Source organism: Nonomuraea sp. NPDC003754 (assembly GCF_053605785.1).
In genome coordinates this window covers 269,686-287,000 of sequence record NZ_JBSGJX010000002.1, presented here as the reverse complement: position 1 = coordinate 287,000, position 17,315 = coordinate 269,686, and the positions used below count along the sequence as shown (strand labels likewise).

The following is a 17,315-nucleotide window of genomic DNA, read 5'->3' as shown; positions in this document are numbered from 1 at the left end:
TGCTCGGTGACGCGTGTCCCCGGACGGAGGCCGGCCACGCGCCGAGGGTGGCGCGTGGCCGGGCTTGCCGTACGGGAGGGGTCAGGACAGGCGCTCGAGCACCATCGCCATGCCCTGGCCGCCGCCCACGCACATGGTCTCGAGGCCCAGGGTCTTGTCGTGGTGCTGCAGGCTGTTGATCAGCGTGGAGGTGATGCGGGCGCCCGTCATGCCGAACGGGTGCCCGACGGCGATGGCACCGCCGTTGACGTTCAGCCGGCCGATGTCGATGCCGAGGTCGCGGTAGGACGGGATCACCTGCGCGGCGAACGCCTCGTTGATCTCGACCAGGTCGATGTCGGAGATCGACATCCCGGCGCGGGCGAGCGCCTGCTTGGAGGCCTCCACCGGGCCCAGGCCCATGATCTCGGGGGACAGGCCCGTCACGCCCGTGGAGACGATGCGGGCCAGCGGCGTGATGCCCAGCTCGGCGGCCTTGGTGTCGCTCATGACGATCACCGCGGCGGCGCCGTCGTTCAGCGGGCAGCAGTTGCCCGCGGTGACCGTGCCGTCGGGCCGGAAGACCGGCTTGAGCTGCGAGACGGCCTCGTAGGTGGTGCCGGCGCGGGGGCCGTCGTCCTTGCTGACCACCGTGCCGTCGGGCAGCGTGACGGGCGTGATGTCCTTCTGCCAGAAGCCGTCGGCCAGCGCCTTCTCCGCCAGGTTCTGCGAGCGGACGCCGAACTCGTCCTGGTCGGCCCGCGTGACGCCCTTCAGCTGGGCGAGGTTCTCGGCGGTCTGGCCCATCGCGATGTAGATGTCCGGCACCGTGCCGTCCTCGCGCGGGTCACGCCAGGTCTGGCCGCCCTCGGCGAACGTCGCGGTGCGGGCGCGGGCGCCGTCGAAGACCGGGTTCTGCGTGTCGGGCAGGGAGTCGGAGTTGCCCTTCGTGAAGCGGGAGACGGTCTCCACGCCCGCCGACACGAAGACGTCGCCCTCGCCCGCCTTGATGGCGTGGAAGGCCATCCTCGTCGTCTGCAGCGACGACGAGCAGTAGCGGGTGATCGTGGTGCCCGGCACGGTGTCCAGGCCCAGCATCACCGACACCACGCGGGCCATGTTGAAGCCCTGCTCACCGCCCGGCAGGCCGCAGCCGAGCATGATGTCGTCGATCGCGGTCGGGTCGAGCTGCGGCACCTTGGCGAGCGCGGCCTGGATCATCTGGACGGTCAGGTCGTCGGGACGGATCTCCTTCAACGACCCCTTGAAGGCGCGGCCGATCGGCGAACGCGCGGTGGCGACGATGACTGCCTCGGGCATGGGGCTCTCCTGGGTTCGTGTCAGCACTCCAACCGCGAGGTTACCCCTCAGTAGCCCGGATGCCACGACCTGGGGGCCGGAAAACAGAATGTTGTTTTGGGAAGGGGAAGGCCGGGCGGATCCTGGCGCCCGGCCCCCGCTCAGCCGTACATGCCCGGCGCGGCGGCGGTGTCGTCCTTGATGCCGTGCATGCCGCCCTTCTCGTCGCGCCAGAGCCGCCAGCCGTCGTGGCTGCCGGTGAACCAGTGGGGCGGCGCGCCCTCGCCGCTCACCCGCTTGCCGTTCGACAGGTCGAACTCGCAGACCGAGGCGATCGAGTAGAAGCCCGGCGCCTGCCCCTTCAACGGCAGCGGCTTGGGGTCGGTGACGCAGAAGGACCAGCCGCGCTGCTCCTTCACCGGCAGCGGCTTGCCGCCGGCCAGGTCGAAGGCCGAACCGCCGCTGTCGTGCTTGAGGAAGCCGAGGTGCTCCATCTGTCCGGGGAAGGCCAGCCACCAGCCCGAGCCGGGCACCTGGTCGGCGGTGATCTGCCCCATGACGCGGCCCGTCTCGGCGTCGAGCCTGGCGAATCCGCCGTACTGGCCGTGCTGGTCGACGGGGCGGACCACCGGGGCGAAACCGGGGTTGCCGCTCGGGTAGACGCGCACGACCGACGGGCGCATCCAGTTGATCGTGCCGTCCGCGATCTTGATCGAGAACAGCCCGAACGTCGAGACCTTCTTCGTGCGCGAGTCGGTGTACGGCGCGACGTAGCCCACCAGGTTGTCGCCGGTCGCGCCGAACGCCCACCCGCCGGACATGTCGATGCCGGGCCCGAGCGCCTGCTCGATCGGCTGCTGCCACTGCAGCTTGCCGGACTTGAGCTCGTAGGACTCGATCATCGGGTCGCGGGCCAGGCGCAGGAAGACCACCCGGCCGGCGTCGGACCACTCCACCTCGGCGATGCCGGGCAGCTTCCACATCTGCTTGCCCGTGGCCGGGTCGAGCACGACCACCCTGGCCGCCTCGAGCGCGGTGTGCTCCGACACGCACACGTAGGGGCCGCAGCGCTGCGGCCCGAACGTCGAGTGGATCGGCCTGGTCCACAACTGCTTGCCCGTGCGGGCGTCGCGGGCCACCAGGGTGGCGTTCCACCTGCCCTGCTTGACGGGGTCGAGCGCGACGACGACGCCGTCGACGATCGCGGGCGGCGGCACGCCCATGCCGGGCAGCCGGCCGGCCATCGTGGCCGGCTGGGCCCACAGCTTCCTGCCGGTGGTCAGGTCGAGCGCCACCGTCTCCAGCGTGCCGTCGGGCCTCATGGAGGTGGCGGTGGCCACGCCCGCGGCGGTGACCATGCGGCTGACCACGTTGACGTCGGGGTTGTGCCAGGTCGGGAAGTCCGCCGTGGCGGCGTCGCTGCCGGAGCAGGCAGCCAGCGCCACGGTGCCGACGAGGGCGAGAGCCGGTTTCGCGAAGGGCCGGAGCACCGTTATTCCACTCCAATAGGGGCGAGGAGTGACGGCTCAGCCAGGGAGGGTGTCGTCGGGGCGCCGGCGGAACAGCGTCACCCACCTCCCGTGGGGGCCCGTCGCCCGCCCGGCGACCCTGGTCGCGGTGACCTCGGTGCCTGACTCCTCCGCGGCCGTCGCCGCCGCAAGGTAGATCGGTTGCAGTCCTTCGCCACGCCTGGGCCGTGGCTCGGGCCACAACCCCAACGCAGCGCATACAGAAGGTAGCACCGCGTAAGCGGCCTGTGCGTAACCTCGGTCAGATGGATGGTATCGATCGGGTCCGAACATCTCTGTCGGGTTTGTGGCGAATTCCGGCCCCAGGATGTCGGCGAAGGCCACCGTCCTGCCGCCCGCCTCCACCACCGCCACCGTCTGCGCGGCGGCCAGCTGGCGGCTCCACCGCCGCGTCACCCACCGCAACGGCTGCGCGAGCGGCCGCACCGTGCCCAGGTCGGGGCAGGTGCCCACCACGACCTCGACGTCCGCCTCACGCAGCCGCCGCACCGCCTTGGCCAGATGCCGTACGGCCGTCGCCGGCGGCGTCTGCGTGGTGACGTCGTTGGCGCCGACGAAGATGACCGCCACCTCGGGACGCGCTTTGAGCGCCCTGTCGACCTGGTCGCCGAGCTCGGCCGACGGCGCGCCCGACTGGCCGACGACGGTCAGCGCGACCGGGCGCTCGGCGACGGCGGCCAGGCCGTGCGCCAGCCGTACGCCGGGAGTGTCCTTGGGGTCGTCCATGCCCAGGCCGACCGAGGTGGAGTCGCCCAGCATCGCCAGCCGCAGGGGCACGCCGGGGAAGTCGCCGTAGACGCCGTCGGAGGCGGGACCCTCCGTGCCGTGCGGGCGGCCGATCACCTTCCTGGCGACCAGGCTCTCGGCGACGAGCAGGCCGTAGGCCGTCGCGCCGAGCGCCGTCAACCCGCCGCCGCCGAGGGCCGCCGCTGCCGCTATCCTGCGCGCGGTACGCGCCACCCCGGGAGTCCAGATCACCTCAGCGGCTCCTCTCGAGCTGTCGCGACGGTAGCGTTGTCCATGAGAAACGTGCTGGTATAACCGCTCGGGCGGCTCCCGCGCGATCCTCAGGGTTTGAAACCTAACCGAGGCTCCACCACCCCCTGGGAGCCGCGGCCATCCACAAGCTGATCAAGCTTCGGCAAAGAAGGTGAACACCTCAGTGCGCGTTTACGATTCCCTGATCGAGCTCATGGGGAACACTCCGCTCGTCAGGCTGCACAAGGTCTCCGCCGGCCTGCCCGCACAGGTGCTCGCCAAGGTCGAGTACTTCAATCCGGGCGGCTCGGTGAAGGACCGCATCGCGGTACGGATGATCGAGGCGGCCGAGGCGTCGGGGGCGCTGCGGCCCGGGGGCACGATCGTCGAGCCGACCTCGGGCAACACCGGCGTCGGCCTGGCCATCGTGGCCCAGAGGAAGGGCTACAAGTGCGTCTTCGTCGTGCCCGACAAGGTCGCGCAGGACAAGATCTCGGTGCTGCGGGCCTACGGCGCGGAGGTCGTGGTCTGCCCGACCGCCGTCGCGCCCGACCACCCCGAGTCCTACTACTCGGTCTCCGACCGGCTCGCGCGAGAGATCCCGAACGCGTGGAAGCCCGACCAGTACTCCAACGTCAACAACCCGGAGTCGCACTACCACTCGACGGGCCCCGAGCTGTGGGAGCAGACCGAGGGCAGGATCACGCATTTCGTGGCGGGCGTGGGCACAGGGGGCACCATCAGCGGCACGGGGCGCTACCTCAAGGAGGTCTCCGGCGGCCGGGTGAAGATCATCGGCGCGGACCCCGAGGGCTCGGTCTACTCCGGCGGTACGGGACGCCCGTACCTGGTCGAGGGCGTCGGCGAGGACATCTGGCCCGCGACCTACGACACGACGATCTGCGACTCGATCATCGCGGTGTCCGACAAGGACTCCTTCAACATGACCAGGCGTCTGGCCCGCGAGGAGGGGCTGCTGGTCGGCGGCTCCTGCGGCATGGCCACGGTGGCGGCGCTCCAGGTGGCGGCCCAGGCCGGGCCCGACGACGTGGTGGTCGTGCTGCTGCCCGACGGCGGCCGCGGCTACCTGTCGAAGATCTTCAACGACGACTGGATGGCCGACTACGGGTTCCTGACCACGGCGTCGGAGGACGGGCTGGTGCGTGACGTGCTGTCGCGCAAGAGCGGCACGATGCCGGAGTTCGTCCACGCGCACCCGCACGAGTCGGTGGGCACGGCGATCTCCATCATGCGGGAGTACTCGGTGTCGCAGCTGCCCGTCATGAAGGAGGAGCCGCCGGTCATGGCCGCCGAGGTGGTCGGCTCGATCGTGGAGCGCGACCTGCTGGAGGCGCTGTACCGGGGCAAGCTCGGCTCCGACGACCCGATCGCCGACCACATGTCGCAGCCGCTGCCGATGATCGGCGCGGGCGAGCCGGTCTCGCGGGCGGTCGAGGCGCTGGAGAAGGCGGACGCGGCGGTGGTGCTGGAGGACGGCAAGCCGTCCGGCCTGCTCACCCGCCAGGACCTGCTGGCCTTCCTCGCCAACCACTGACCGCCGGTCCAAGGACCCTGGCCCGCGTGCCGCGCGGGCCGGGTCCTGCGCCGCGACGCGGCAGGCACCCCGGTCCCCGGTGGGGGCCGGGGTGCTTCGGGTCACGGGTCAGGGCTTCCTGATGGACTCGACCACCGAGCCGAGCCCCTCCGCGGCATGTCCGTCGGCGACCGCGCGGGCGAACAGGTCCCGCAGCGCCTCGGGCAGCGTCACGTCCAGCCCCGCGTCGGCGAACGCGTGCACCACGTGCTCCATCCCCACCGCCTGCATGTGCAGGTTGTTCTGCGCCCCCGGGTAGACCCGCTCCTCCATCTCGCCGGTCAGGATCTTCAGGTACCCCATCGGCCCGTCTCCAGCGATCCCGCCGAACGTCCCCTGGGCGTACGGCAGCAGCTGCGTCACCGGCAGTCCCGCGCTCTGCGCCAGCGCCCCCGCGTACATGTACGCCGTGAGCCCCGCCCAGAACATGAACAGCTGCGACTGGTAGAACAGCATCGCCAGCCCGGGGTCGGCCCCGACGTAGGTCACGTCGCTCAGCGCCTTCAACGTCTCCTCGTGGGCCGTCAGCGCCTCGGACGGCCCGCTGTAGAACGTGTACGCGCCGGGCTGCCCGATCCCCGGAGGCGGGGTCATGATGCCGCCGGTGACGAGCACGCCTCCCCTGCCCGCCACCCACCCCGCGGCCTCGCGCAGCCTGGCCGGAGCGTCGGAGCTCAGGTTGACCAGCACCTTGCCGGTCAGGTCGACGCCGTCGAGGCTGTCGTACATCGCCTGGTAGTCCACCTGGCTGATCACCATCAGTTCACCCGCCTCGGCGGGGGAGGCCGCCTCGTGCGCGCCCAGCGCGACCAGGGCCCCGGCCTTGCCCGGCGTCCTGTTCCACACCGTCACCCGGTGGCCCGCCTTCAGGAACGTCTCGGCCATCGCGGAGCCCATCGCGCCGAGGCCGATCACAGTCACATGCGTCGTCATGCCCCCACCCTCGGCCCCCGCCCTACGGGAAACCTTCTGGTTAGCTACGGGTCATGCGTTTCGGAGTGCTGGGACCGCTGGCCGTGTGGGCCGACGACGGGAGCCTCGTGCGGGTGCCCGAGGCGAAGGTCCGCGCGCTGCTGGCCGACCTGCTGGTGCACGAGGGCCGTCCGGTGCCCATGGACAGGCTGATCGACGACCTGTGGGGAGCGCGCCCCTCCGGCAACCCGGTCGGAACGCTGCAGGCGAGGGTGTCGCAGCTGCGCCGGGCGCTCGGCGGCCCGCGAACGGTCGTGCGCGAGCCCGCGGGCTACCGCCTGGCCGGGGCCGAGGTCGACGCCGCCGAGTTCGCGGCGCTGCTGGCGCGGGCGAGGGAGGGCACGCCGCAGGAGCGGGCCCGCCTGCTGGCCGACGCGCTGGCGCTGTGGCGGGGCCCCGCCTACGCCGACCACGCCGACGCGCCGTTCGTCACGGCGGCCGCCGCGCGGCTCGAGGAGGCGCGCCTGAAGGCGCTCGAGGACCAGGCCGAGGTACGGCTGGCGCTGGGCGAGCCGGTGGAGCTCGGCGCGCTGGTCGAACGCCACCCGCTGAGGGAGCGGCTGCGCGGGCTGCACCTGCGGGCGCTGTACCGGGCGGGGCGGCAGAGCGACGCGCTGGAGAGCTACACGGAGCTGCGGACCCACCTGGCCGACGAGCTCGGCGTCGACCCCGGCAGGGAGCTCGCGGCGCTGTACGAGGCGATCCTGCGTCACGACCCCTCGCTGGACGGGCCGGTCACGGGCGCTGTCCGCCTGTCCGGAGGCGGCATGCCCGCGCCGCTGACCGAGCTGATCGGCAGGGAGGCGGCGGTCGAGGAGGTGCGCGCCCTGCTCGACGCCGGCCGCCTGGTCACGCTCACCGGCCCTGGCGGCGTGGGCAAGACCCGGCTCGCCCTGGAGAGCGCGGCGGGGGTGGAGGGCGCGCTGCTGGTCGAGCTGGCCGCGACGACCGATCCCGTCCAGGCGGTGATCGAGACGCTGGGCGTCCGCGACGACGGCCCCGCCGCGGGCCCGGTCGAGCGTCTGGTCAGCGCGCTGCGCGACCGGCGGCTGCTGCTCGTCATGGACAACTGCGAGCACGTCGTCGACAGCACCGCCGACCTGGTCTCCACGCTGCTCAGGGCGGCCGGCGGGCTGCGCGTGCTGGCGACGAGCAGGGAGCCGCTGGCCGTCCAGGGGGAGCGGGTGTGGCCGGTGCCGCCGCTGGAGACCGCCCAGGGGGTACGGCTGTTCGCGGCGCGGGCCGTGGCCGCCGATCCCGCCTTCTCGCTCGACGAGGACGAGGCCCGGACCGTGGCCACCATCGTGGAGCGCCTCGACGGGCTCCCGCTGGCGGTGGAGCTGGCGGCGACGAGGGTGCGCGCGCTCGGCGTGCGGGAGCTGGCTGCCAGGCTCGACGACCGTTTCAGGGTGCTGGGCGCGCGGCGGAGAGACGCGCCCGGCAGGCAGCGGACGTTGCGCGCGGTCATCGACTGGAGCTGGGAGCTGCTGTCCGAGGCTGAGCGGGTGGTGCTGCGGCGGCTGGCCGTGCACGCGGACGGGTGCCTGCTGGCGGCGGCCGAGCAGGTGTGCGCCGAGCCGGGGGTGGACGTCGTCGCGACGCTCGCCCAGCTGGTCGACAGGTCGCTGGTGAGCCCCGGCCCGCGCTACCGGCTGCTGGAGACGGTCCGGGCCTATGGCCTCGAACGGCTGGCGGAGGCAGGCGAGAGCGCCACGCTGAAGGAGCGGCACGCGGCCTACTACACCGCCCTCGCCGAACGGGCCGACCTGCGCGGGGCCGAGCAGGGCCGGTGGCTGCGCGCGCTCGACGCCGAGGGCGCCAACCTGCGCGCGGCGCTGGAGAGCGAGAGTCACGCGCTGCGGCTGGTGAACGCGCTGGGCTGGTACTGGTTCCTGCGCGGCAGGCGGGGCGAGGCGAGCAGGGCGATCGAGCGGGCGCTGTCGTCCGGCGGCGGCGAGGCGCGCGAGCGGGCGCTGGCCGCGGTGTGGCAGGCGGGGATGACGCTGTCGACCGGTGACGACGCGGGCGCCGTACCGTACGGGGGGCTGGACCGCGCCGGGGCCGCCTTCGCCGACTGGTTCCTCAGCTACGTGAGATGGGCCTACGGCGACCACCCCGCGCACGAGGCCAGGGTGGAGCGGGCGCTGGCCGCCTACCGCGAGCTGGGTGACCGCTGGGGCGTCGCGGCGGCGCTGGACGTGCGGGCCAAACTGGCGCTCGTCCGCGGCGACCTGGCCGCGATGGAGGCGGACGGCGAGACCAGCCTGGCGATCTTCCAGGAGGTCGGGGACGGCTGGGGCCGGAGCGAGGCGATGGAGACGCTCGGCCTGCTCGCCGAGATCCGCGGCGACTACGCGGAGTCGGCCAGGTGGCGCGGCGAGGGGCTGCGGCTGGCCGAGGAACTGGGGCTGGAGTCGGCCTACCGCCTGTCGGTGCTGGGCAGGACCGCGCTGCTGACGGGCGACTACGCGCTGGCCGACGACTACCACGAGCGAGCGCGCAGGCTCGCCGTCGAGCAGTCGTACAAGTCGGCCGAGGAGCACGCGGTGCTCGGCCTCGGGCTGGGCGCGCGGCGGCAGGGACGGCTGGAGGAGGCCGAGGCGCTGCTGCGTCCCTGGCTGGCCTGGCTGCGGCAGGTGGACGGGCAGCCGGGGCGCGCGCTGATCCTGGCCGAGCTCGGCTTCGCCGCCGAGCAGCGCGGCGACACGGCGACCGCGCTGGCGCTGCACCGCGAGGGCTACGCCGCCGCGCGGGCCAGCGGCGACCCGAGGGCCGTGGCGCTGGCCCTGGAGGGCCTGGCCGGCGCGCTGCCCGGCCGCGACGCGGCCAGGTTCCTCGGGACGGCGGCCGCGATCAGGGAGTCGGTCGGCGCGCCGCTCCCGCCCGCCGAGCGCGGCGACGTCACGCGGATCTCCGCCAGGGCGCGCGCCGAGCTGGGCGAACGGGCCTACGCCGAGGCATGGGCGCTAGGGCAGCGGGAACTCGGCACGCACCTCCCACGCGCCCTCGGCCGTGGGCCCGGCCACCAGCCGGCCGCCCAGCGCCTCGACCCGCTCGGCCATGCCGACCAGTCCGAATCCGCCGCCCAGCCGTGAGATGCGGGGATCGGTGGCCGAGCCGTAGTTGCGCACGCGCAGCACCACCACACGCTCGTAGCGCCGCAGGTCCGCCTCGACCCAGCCGGTGCCGGGAGCGTGGCGGCGGACGTTGGTGAGCGACTCCTGCAGCACCCGGTGCAGCGTCGTCATCACCTCCGGCGGCAGCGTGGCGTCGTCGATGCCCTGCCCGATCTCGAAGGCGACCTGGGGGCCGCTGGCGGCGAAACGCTCGGTCAGCAGGCGCAGGTCGGCCAGCGAGGTGCCGGGCGTGCGGGCCGCCTCGTCCTGCGCGCGCAGCACGCCGACCAGCCGGCGCATCGAGGTGAGCGCGTCGGCCCCCGCGTGGGCGATGGCGTCGAGGGCGGGCACGACCGCCTCCGGCTTGTTCTCGGCCACCGTACGGGCCGCCTGCGCCTGGACGACGATGCCGGTGATGTGGTGGGCGACCAGGTCGTGCAGTTCCCTGGCCAGCTCCAGGCGTTCGGCCCGCCGTACCGCGTGGATGGCCTCGGTGCGGCGCTCCTGCATGAAGCGCAGGTAGCCGCCGACGCCGGCGGCCGTCGCCCAGCCGATGAACAGCAGGAACGAGAAGGCGAGACCGGCGCTCCGGTAGTCGCGCATGCCGCCCTCGGCCATGAGGACGGCCATCGCGACCAGCGACAGCACCGCCGCCCGCGGCACCGGCTCCACGTGTCGCAGGATCCCGATGGTGAGGATGAGCAGCGCGCCGCTCTCGGCCATGCCGGGGAAACCGGCGAAGTCCGTGACACCGAACAGCAGGGAGACCGCCAGCGAGCACGCCATGAGGACGACGAAGCCCTCGACCCGGTAGCGCCTGCGCAACACCACCGCGGCGATGCCGACCGCGCCGCACCCGGGCACCAGGTGCTGCGGGCCGCCCGCGCTGAACGAGGCCACCACGTCGACCATCAGCAGCAGGCCCAGCCAGCCGATCATCGCGATCTCGCTCAGCCGTCTGACCCAGTAGACGAAACGTTTGTTGTCCCCCACGGCACTCGAGCCTAGGCCGGAAGTCGGACCACCCATATCAACCATTCGGCCGAGGGCCCGGCCCGCGGACCAATCCTTCAGCGGAGGCGGCGGCAACCCCCGGCGGCCGATGCTTGAAGCGTCGAAGGGATGAGGGACATGGTGGTAATCGGATTCCTGATGCTGGCTCTCGGGCTCGGCGTGGTGCTGCTGCTCGCGCTGGCCGACCCGGTCCTGCTGTCGAGGATCAACGGCGAGCCCGCCGAGGGCGGCAGCGGCCGCCACATCGAGGCCGACATCGTCCGGCTGCCGCGGCGCTTCCAGGAGCGCGGCGAGGCCGAGGCGGCCTGACGGACACCCCCCTGTGCTCGTCACGGGTGGGCGGTTGGGGGACAAGCCGCCCGTGACGTCGGTGAGGCCCGTGATCGGTTGGGGGACGGATCACGGGCCTCACAGGTTTAGCGTGGTGGGTATGAGCCACGGATTTGAGACTCTGGCCATTCATGCTGGCCAGGAGCCCGACCCGACGACCGGCGCGGTCGTGCCGCCGATCTATGCCACGTCCACCTACAAGCAGGACGGCGTGGGCGGCCTTCGGGGCGGATATGAGTACAGCCGCTCGGCCAACCCGACGCGGACGGCGCTGGAGGAGGCGCTGGCGGCGGTCGAGGGTGGGGCCAGGGGACTGGCGTTCGCCTCCGGCCTGGCGGCCGAGGACACACTGCTGCGCACGGTGTGCAAGCCCAACGACCACGTCGTCATCCCGAACGACGCCTACGGCGGCACCTACCGCCTGTTCGCCAAGGTGCACCAGCGCTGGGACCTGCGCTACGACCCGGTGCCGCTGGGCGACCTCGACGCCGTCGCCGCGGCCATGACGCAGAAGACCAGGATCATCTGGGTCGAGACCCCGACCAACCCGCTGCTCGGCATCGCCGACATCGCCGCGCTCGCGCAGCTGGCGCACGACAACGACGCGCTGCTCGTGGTGGACAACACCTTCGCCTCGCCGTACCTGCAGCAGCCGCTGTCCCTGGGCGCCGACGTGGTGGTGCACTCGACGACGAAGTACGTCGGCGGCCACTCCGACGTGGTCGGCGGCGCGCTGATCTCGGCGTCCGCGTCGCTGGGCGACGAGCTCGCCTACCACCAGAACGCCATCGGCGGGGTGGCGGGGCCGTTCGACGCGTGGCTGACGCTGCGCGGGCTCAAGACGCTCGGGGTGCGGATGGACCGTCACTGCGACAACGCCGAGCGCGTGGTCGACCTGCTGCTCGCGCACCCGCGCGTCACCCAGGTGCTCTACCCGGGCCTCGACGAGCACCCGGGGCACGAGGTGGCGGCCAAGCAGATGAAGCGTTTCGGCGGCATGGTGTCGTTCAGGGTCGCCGGCGGCGAGCAGGAGGCCGTCGAGATCTGCAACCGGACGAAGCTGTTCACGCTGGGCGAGTCGCTGGGCGGCGTGGAGTCGCTCATCGAGCACCCGGGCAGGATGACGCACGCCTCGGCGGCGGGCTCCCCGCTGGAGGTGCCGTCCGACCTGGTGCGGCTGTCGGTCGGCATCGAGACGGTTGACGACCTGCTGGCTGACCTGACCGAGGCGCTGGGCTAGGCGCCGGGGACGACCATCAGGAACAGGACGACCACGTAGATCAGCGCGATCACGCCGCCGAGCGCGGCGATCCTGCCGTTCTCGACCTTCGCGTCGTCGTCCGGGCTCTCGGTGGAGAAGACCCGGACCGCGGCGCGAAGGTCGCGGTCGATGATGAACAGCAGGACGAGGGCGACGAGGAACAGCGTCATCGACGCCGACATGTACCACTGGCCGATGACGCCGAGGCGGATCGCGAGCCAGATGCCGAAGACGAGCACGCCGAGCGAGCCGATGCCGTAGATCCGGGTCATCCGCTGCAGGACCTGCAGGACGGAGGCGTTCTTGGCCCGGATCGCGCGCGGCGCGGCCATGACCACCGCCGTGAGAGGACCGACGGTGAAGATGGCGAATGCGATGTGCAGCAAGAGCAACGTGCTATCCATGGGGCTGACCTTAGCCGCCCGGCGATCTCACCGGGAAACACTCTCTTCCTGGGGATCGTCCTGGTGGTGAGGGCAGCTCATGCACAGCTCGAAGGCCGCGACGGCCACGACCATCACGGCGATGATCACGATCATGGCGAGCATGGCTTCCTCCTTCCCCGAATATCGTCCGTAATGACTAGACGTCGTGGCAATGGAATAAGTTCAGCGCCGGTATGGTTGGTTGTCTGTTTCCCAGGGCACAAGGGGGTGCCGTCGTGGCCGTGAGGCACGTCGAGCCGTACTCGGACGAGTGGGTACGCCAGCCGTTCTCCTATGTCACCCAGGTCGTCGGCGTGCTCGGCGCCGAGGTGGGCGACTGGTGGGAGGGTCCGTGCGACCCGCGCGACGCGACCGTGCGCCTGACCGACGGTTCTGCCCTCGTGTGGGACGAGGAGAGCGGCTGGCGGCTCGGCCGGTTCGTCTCCGGCAGCCGCGGCGCGCACAGCGAGCTCGAAGAGGTGCGCTATCTCGGCCACGGCCTGCTGCCGCGACCGGAACGGGTGCAGGGCGCGCTGGCCGACGCCCGCGCCGGGGTCGGCGCGAGCTCGGCCTGGCGGCCCAGCTACCGTTCGCACCGCAACTGCCGCGACGGGTTCGACGTCGCGCTCAGCTACTACTGCTCCTTGCTCAACGCCTGATCTCGCCCGTCGCAGGTCGGGCAGTCGAAGGGCGCGTGCTGCGCGTTGGTGGCGTACCTGCATCCCGTGTGATCGACGGTGAGCCTGAGAATCCGTCTGGCGCCCGCGTCTAGCGGGCCTGGCGGTGTTCCGGTCGCCGAGCTCCTGCCGTCCTCGTGGTGTATGCCGATGACCACGACGATGAAGATGCCCGCCGCCCCGCTCGCAATGATCAGCGCCAGGATGACGGCTGCTTCCATCAAGAGAGGCCTCCCCTCGGTGTGGGGTGGAATTCGGGGGCGCGGTCCCGGGTGATGCGGCCTCGTTGCCGCGTCCGTTCTCGCGGGGAATCCTGGGTGTAGGATTCAGTTTGGTGAAACCAGTCATACCAATGATTGGTCTCACTCAAACCATCGGAACTCAAAGAGGAGCGATCCGGTGCCCGTCCCGAAGTACCAGCAGCTTGCCGACCGTCTGCGCAAGGCCATCGAGGACGGGCGGTGGGGTCCGGGTGACCAGATCCCGACCGAGGTCGAGCTGAAGGAGTCGTCCGGATTCTCGATCAACACCGTGCGCGAGGCCATCCGCCAGCTGGTGAACCAGGAGCTGCTGGAGAAGCGCCAGGGCGAGGGCACCTTCGTCCGCCGCGCACCCGACACCTTCCCCGTGGTGCTGTCCGACGAGGAAGGCAGGCGCGCGGCCCACCTGCCGGGCGACGCCTACGTCTCCTCCGTCCTGCTGCGCGGCCGCCGTCCCGAGGTGGGCAGGCCGCACGTCGACGTGGTCGACGCCCGCGCCGACGTGGCGGCCAGGCTCGACATCCCGGTCGGCGCCAAGGTCGTCACCAGGGTGCAGCGGCGGTTCGTGGACGGCGTGCCGTGGTCGGTGCAGACCTCCTACTACCCGATGGACATCGCCGACGGCACCGACCTCATCAGGCCCGGCGACATCACCCGGGGCACGATCAAGCTGCTCGAAGACCTCGGGCACCCTCAGGTCGGCTACACCGACGAGCTGACCGCCCGCATGTCCTACGCCGACGAGAGCGCGTTCTTCGGCGTCACCGGCGCGGGAGTGTCCGTGCAGGTCCTCTGGCGCACGGCCTTCGACCCCACGCGCCCGATCAGGCTGACCGTGACCGTCTACCCGGCCGACCGCAACCGTCTCGTCTACCACATCGGGTCCGTCCCGGCGAAGTACCGGGACGGGAGCTCGTGATCCACCCGCGCAGGGCCACGCCGGACGACTTCCCGGCGATCATCGGCCTGATCGACAACGCCGCGGCGTGGCTCGCGGGCAAGGACACCGACCAGTGGCAGCGCCCGTGGCCCGACCGGGTGGCCAGGGACGCCAGGGTCAGCGGCGGCATCGCGGAGGGGATCACCTGGGTCGAGGAGCGTGACGGGAGGCTCGCGGCCACCGTCACCCTCACCACGACGGTGCAGCGGGAGCTGTGGGCCCACCACGACCCTGACGCCGACGCGCTCTACCTGCACCGGCTGGTCGTCCATCGGGACTTCGCGGGGCGGGGCCTCGGCGCGGAGATCATCGACTGGGCGGCCGCGCGCGGCCCTGGGCTGCTGCGCATCGACGTGTGGCGGACCAACGAGGCGCTGCACAAGTACTACCTGCGGCAGGGCTTCGAGTTCGTCGGGATCTCGCCGCTGCCCGGCTATCCCTCGGCGGCCCTCTTCCAGCGGAAGTTGGTTACATTAGGGTAAAGCCTCCCCCAGCGAAGGGAACAGCATGCGGCCGTACACATCGGAATGGCTCTCGCTGCCTGTCGCCTACGTCGCCGAAGTCGCTCTCGCCGTGGACGCCCTCGAATGGTGGGACGACCCCTTCGACCCCCGCGACGCCACGATCCTGCTGGTCTCCGGGTCCGCGCTGGTCTGGGACGAGGAGAGCGGCTGGCGGCACGGCCGGTTCGTCTCGGGGGAGAAGGGCGTGCGCACCGAGCTGGCCGACCCCCGCTACCTGGGCGGCGGCGTGCTGCCCAGGCCCGCGGACGTGCCCGTCCTGCAGGCCATGGGCGGCAGTCCGGCCAGGCCCGTCTACCGGTCCTACCGCGACCACGGCGACGGGCTTGACGAGCGGCTGGCCACCTACACCGTCCCCGCGATCGTCTAGCGGGCCCGGCGCTGGCGCAGGAAGTCGCTGACGACGTACTCGCCCAGGCGGTCGGCGCTGGGGGAGAAGACCCTGCCGCCGTTGCGCCTGGCCACCTCGTCGACGAACTCCTTCAGCCGGTCGTCGCCGGCCAGCATGAACACGTTGATCGTCGCGCGCCGCCTGGTCATCTTGTCGACCTCGGCCAGCGTCAGCTCCAGCGTCTCCGGTGAGGGCGGCCACTCGAAGGCCGAGCGGCCGTTGCGCATCAGGTGCGCGGTGGGCTCGCCGTCGGTGACCACGAGCACGACGGGCTCGAAGTCGGGATGCCGGTCGAGGTGGCGGCCCGCGATGAGCAGGGCGTGGTGCAGGTTCGTGCCCTGGACCATGTCCCAGTCGAGGCCGGCCAGCTCGTCGGGCTGCAGCACCCTGGCGTAGTTGGAGAAGCCGACGATCTGGACGGCGTCCTGCGGGAACTTGGCGGCGACCAGCGCCTGGAGGGCGAGCGCGGTCTGCTTGGCGGCGGCCCAGGTGCCGCGGAGCGCCATCGAGTACGACAGGTCGACGAGCAGGCACACGGCGGCGGCGCTGCGCCGTTCGGTCTCGCTGACCTCGAAGTCGTCGACGGACAGCCGGACCCGCGGGGAGGCGGCCCGCGCGCGCCCCCCGAGACGGTCGTCGCGCTGCCCCGCGGCGCGGGCCGGCCGGGGCGCGGTGCGGGCCGCCCGGCCGAGGTCGGTACGGCCGGCCGCGTCGTGCCGGCGGATGCCGTTGACGAGCGTGCGGACCACGTCGATCGGCTGCTCGTCGCCGAAGCGCCACGCGCGCGACGACCCGGTCAGCTCGCCCGCCGCCCCCGCGTCCCGCTGGTCGTGGTCGCCGCGCCGTCCCGCGTCCAGGGAGGAGAAGACGCGCCGCAGCGCCGTCTCGCCGAGGCGGCGCACCGCCTTGGGGGTGAGTTCGAGCTTGCCGCGCCGCCGCAGCAGGTATCCCTGCTGCTCCAGCTCGCGTTCGATCCGCTTCAGCGCCTCCAGGTCGTCGACCGCCGACCGGCCGAGGGCACGGCGGATGGCGGCCTCGTCGATGTCGTCCAGGCGCGCGCCGGGGTAGTCCTGCCGGAGCGCGGCCTCCAGCTGGGTGAGGTCGGCCAGCTCCTCGAGCGCGGTCACGGCGTCGCCCATGCCCATGGGGTCCTCGCCGGTCAGCCGCTCGGGGGTGGTCCACGCCAGGTCGGGCCTGCGGGCGTAGAGGGAGTCGCCCAGGCGGCGCATCTGCTCGGACAGGCCGGCCTGGTCGAGCGTCTGGTCGATCAGGTTGGCGAGCTCTTCCCGCTGGCGCGGGGTGAGCGAGGCGAGCATGCGCTGGGTGGCGGCGGCCCTGCGGGCGAGGGTGTCGACCAGCTCCTCGAGCGTGCGCGGCCGCTCTGGGAACATGTCGCCATATTTCGACATGAAGGAGTCGAAGTCGGCTTGGGTGTGCTCGCCCCGGGCGTCCCGGTCCAGCATGTCGTTCAGGTCGCTCAGCATCTGCCTGATCCGCTCCATGGCGGTCGGATCAGGGTTGGCCAGCGCGTCGCGCATGCCCTTGAACTGGGTGTCGAGCACCTCCCTGCGCAGCAGGTCGCGCAGCTCCTCGAAGGTCTGCCGCGCCGCAGGCGAGCGCCAGTCGTAGGAGCTCAGCTCCTGGATCGCGCTCGCGGTGTCGTCGGGCAGGGCGTCGAGAGCGGCCTCGCGCAGGCGGGCGTCGTCCGACGGGTCGGGGAACAGCTCGGCCCGCTCCTGCCCGATCGCCTTGTCCAGCAGCGAGCGGGCCCGGTCGAGGGTGCCGTCGAGCCGTCCGCGCTCGCGCAGCTCGCGGCGGCGGCGCCGTACCTCGCGGAGCATGTCGTCCAGGCCCCTGCGGTCCTGCGCGCCCGGCAGGCCGCGCTTGAGCAGGTCACGCAGCGCGTGGACGGGGGTGGACCCGGACAGGATGGCGTCGCCCATCTCGTCCAGCGCCGCCCGCACGTCGTACGGCGGAGCGAGCGGGTCCGGCCCTTCGTGGTACTCGCCATAGCGGTAGGCCATGCGCC

General features: G+C 72.2%; 15 protein-coding genes and 1 pseudogene. 8 read left to right on the top strand and 8 right to left on the bottom strand.

The window, feature by feature from the left end:
- Positions 1-81 precede the first annotated feature (81 nt).
- From ACWEVS_RS03895 to ACWEVS_RS03885, 3 genes are all read right to left on the bottom strand, one after another.
- A complete protein-coding gene (locus ACWEVS_RS03895; protein ID WP_452415764.1) occupies positions 82-1,299 on the bottom strand; it encodes an acetyl-CoA C-acetyltransferase in 1,218 nt (405 codons plus the stop codon).
- Between the two features lie 140 nt (positions 1,300-1,439).
- A complete protein-coding gene (locus ACWEVS_RS03890; RefSeq protein ID WP_452415766.1) occupies positions 1,440-2,768 on the bottom strand; it encodes an outer membrane protein assembly factor BamB family protein in 1,329 nt (442 codons plus the stop codon).
- 36 nt (positions 2,769-2,804) lie between these two features.
- Positions 2,805-3,785 (bottom strand): SGNH/GDSL hydrolase family protein, encoded by a 981-nt coding sequence (locus ACWEVS_RS03885; RefSeq protein ID WP_354905584.1) that lies wholly within the window; start codon positions 3,783-3,785, stop codon positions 2,805-2,807.
- A 184-nt stretch (positions 3,786-3,969) separates the two neighbouring features.
- Here ACWEVS_RS03885 and ACWEVS_RS03880 point away from each other — a divergent pair, with 184 nt between their 5' ends.
- Positions 3,970-5,340, top strand: a complete 1,371-nt coding sequence (locus ACWEVS_RS03880; RefSeq protein WP_354905587.1) for a cystathionine beta-synthase — start codon at positions 3,970-3,972, stop codon at positions 5,338-5,340.
- Positions 5,341-5,448: 108 nt separating this feature from the next.
- Here the strand turns inward: ACWEVS_RS03880 and ACWEVS_RS03875 are convergent, their stop codons facing one another.
- On the bottom strand, positions 5,449-6,312 hold the full coding sequence (locus tag ACWEVS_RS03875) for an NAD(P)-dependent oxidoreductase (protein WP_452415768.1): 864 nt from the start codon (positions 6,310-6,312) through the stop codon (positions 5,449-5,451).
- A gap of 53 nt (positions 6,313-6,365) precedes the next feature.
- Between ACWEVS_RS03875 and ACWEVS_RS03870 the strand changes: the two genes are divergently transcribed.
- The gene (locus ACWEVS_RS03870; protein ID WP_452549783.1) at positions 6,366-9,446 is read left to right on the top strand and encodes a BTAD domain-containing putative transcriptional regulator; all 3,081 of its coding nucleotides are present in this window, start codon (positions 6,366-6,368) and stop codon (positions 9,444-9,446) included.
- Here ACWEVS_RS03870 and ACWEVS_RS03865 read toward each other — a convergent pair.
- Positions 9,384-9,977: pseudogene (locus ACWEVS_RS03865) on the bottom strand (sensor histidine kinase); the annotation flags it as partial. The gene ACWEVS_RS03870 and the pseudogene ACWEVS_RS03865 sit on opposite strands and share 63 nt — an antisense overlap.
- A gap of 621 nt (positions 9,978-10,598) precedes the next feature.
- Between ACWEVS_RS03865 and ACWEVS_RS03860 the strand changes: the two are divergent.
- On the top strand, positions 10,599-10,790 hold the full coding sequence (locus tag ACWEVS_RS03860; RefSeq protein ID WP_354905594.1) for a hypothetical protein: 192 nt from the start codon (positions 10,599-10,601) through the stop codon (positions 10,788-10,790).
- 121 nt (positions 10,791-10,911) lie between these two features.
- Complete coding sequence (locus tag ACWEVS_RS03855; RefSeq protein ID WP_452549781.1) at positions 10,912-12,051, top strand: cystathionine gamma-synthase; 1,140 nt, start codon at positions 10,912-10,914, stop codon at positions 12,049-12,051.
- Here the strand turns inward: ACWEVS_RS03855 and ACWEVS_RS03850 are convergent.
- Positions 12,048-12,476, bottom strand: coding sequence for a hypothetical protein (locus ACWEVS_RS03850; protein WP_354905599.1), 429 nt, complete (start codon positions 12,474-12,476; stop codon positions 12,048-12,050). The two genes, ACWEVS_RS03855 and ACWEVS_RS03850, sit on opposite strands and share 4 nt — an antisense overlap.
- 257 nt (positions 12,477-12,733) lie before the next feature.
- Between ACWEVS_RS03850 and ACWEVS_RS03845 the strand changes: the two genes are divergently transcribed.
- On the top strand, positions 12,734-13,156 hold the full coding sequence (locus ACWEVS_RS03845) for a DUF6292 family protein (RefSeq protein WP_449918023.1): 423 nt from the start codon (positions 12,734-12,736) through the stop codon (positions 13,154-13,156).
- On the opposite strand, the gene ACWEVS_RS03840 is transcribed toward ACWEVS_RS03845, so the two are convergent.
- Entirely contained in the window at positions 13,132-13,395 is a 264-nt protein-coding gene (locus ACWEVS_RS03840; RefSeq protein ID WP_452549780.1) for a hypothetical protein, read from the bottom strand. The two genes, ACWEVS_RS03845 and ACWEVS_RS03840, sit on opposite strands and share 25 nt — an antisense overlap.
- A gap of 178 nt (positions 13,396-13,573) precedes the next feature.
- On the opposite strand from ACWEVS_RS03840, the gene ACWEVS_RS03835 reads away from it, so the two are divergent.
- From ACWEVS_RS03835 to ACWEVS_RS03825, 3 genes are read left to right on the top strand one after another with little or no spacing between them, the layout of a single operon-like run.
- Complete coding sequence (locus tag ACWEVS_RS03835) at positions 13,574-14,353, top strand: GntR family transcriptional regulator (RefSeq protein ID WP_449918020.1); 780 nt, start codon at positions 13,574-13,576, stop codon at positions 14,351-14,353.
- Positions 14,350-14,856, top strand: a complete 507-nt coding sequence (locus tag ACWEVS_RS03830) for a GNAT family N-acetyltransferase (RefSeq protein ID WP_452549778.1) — start codon at positions 14,350-14,352, stop codon at positions 14,854-14,856. The genes ACWEVS_RS03835 and ACWEVS_RS03830 overlap by 4 nt, the downstream gene beginning before the upstream one ends.
- Before the next feature lie 25 nt (positions 14,857-14,881).
- Positions 14,882-15,265, top strand: a complete 384-nt coding sequence (locus ACWEVS_RS03825) for a DUF6292 family protein (RefSeq protein ID WP_452549777.1) — start codon at positions 14,882-14,884, stop codon at positions 15,263-15,265.
- On the opposite strand, the gene ACWEVS_RS03820 is transcribed toward ACWEVS_RS03825, so the two are convergent.
- Positions 15,262-17,310: a vWA domain-containing protein gene (locus ACWEVS_RS03820; RefSeq protein ID WP_452549775.1), complete on the bottom strand. Its 2,049-nt coding sequence runs from the start codon at positions 17,308-17,310 to the stop codon at positions 15,262-15,264. The two genes, ACWEVS_RS03825 and ACWEVS_RS03820, sit on opposite strands and share 4 nt — an antisense overlap.
- Positions 17,311-17,315 lie beyond the last annotated feature (5 nt).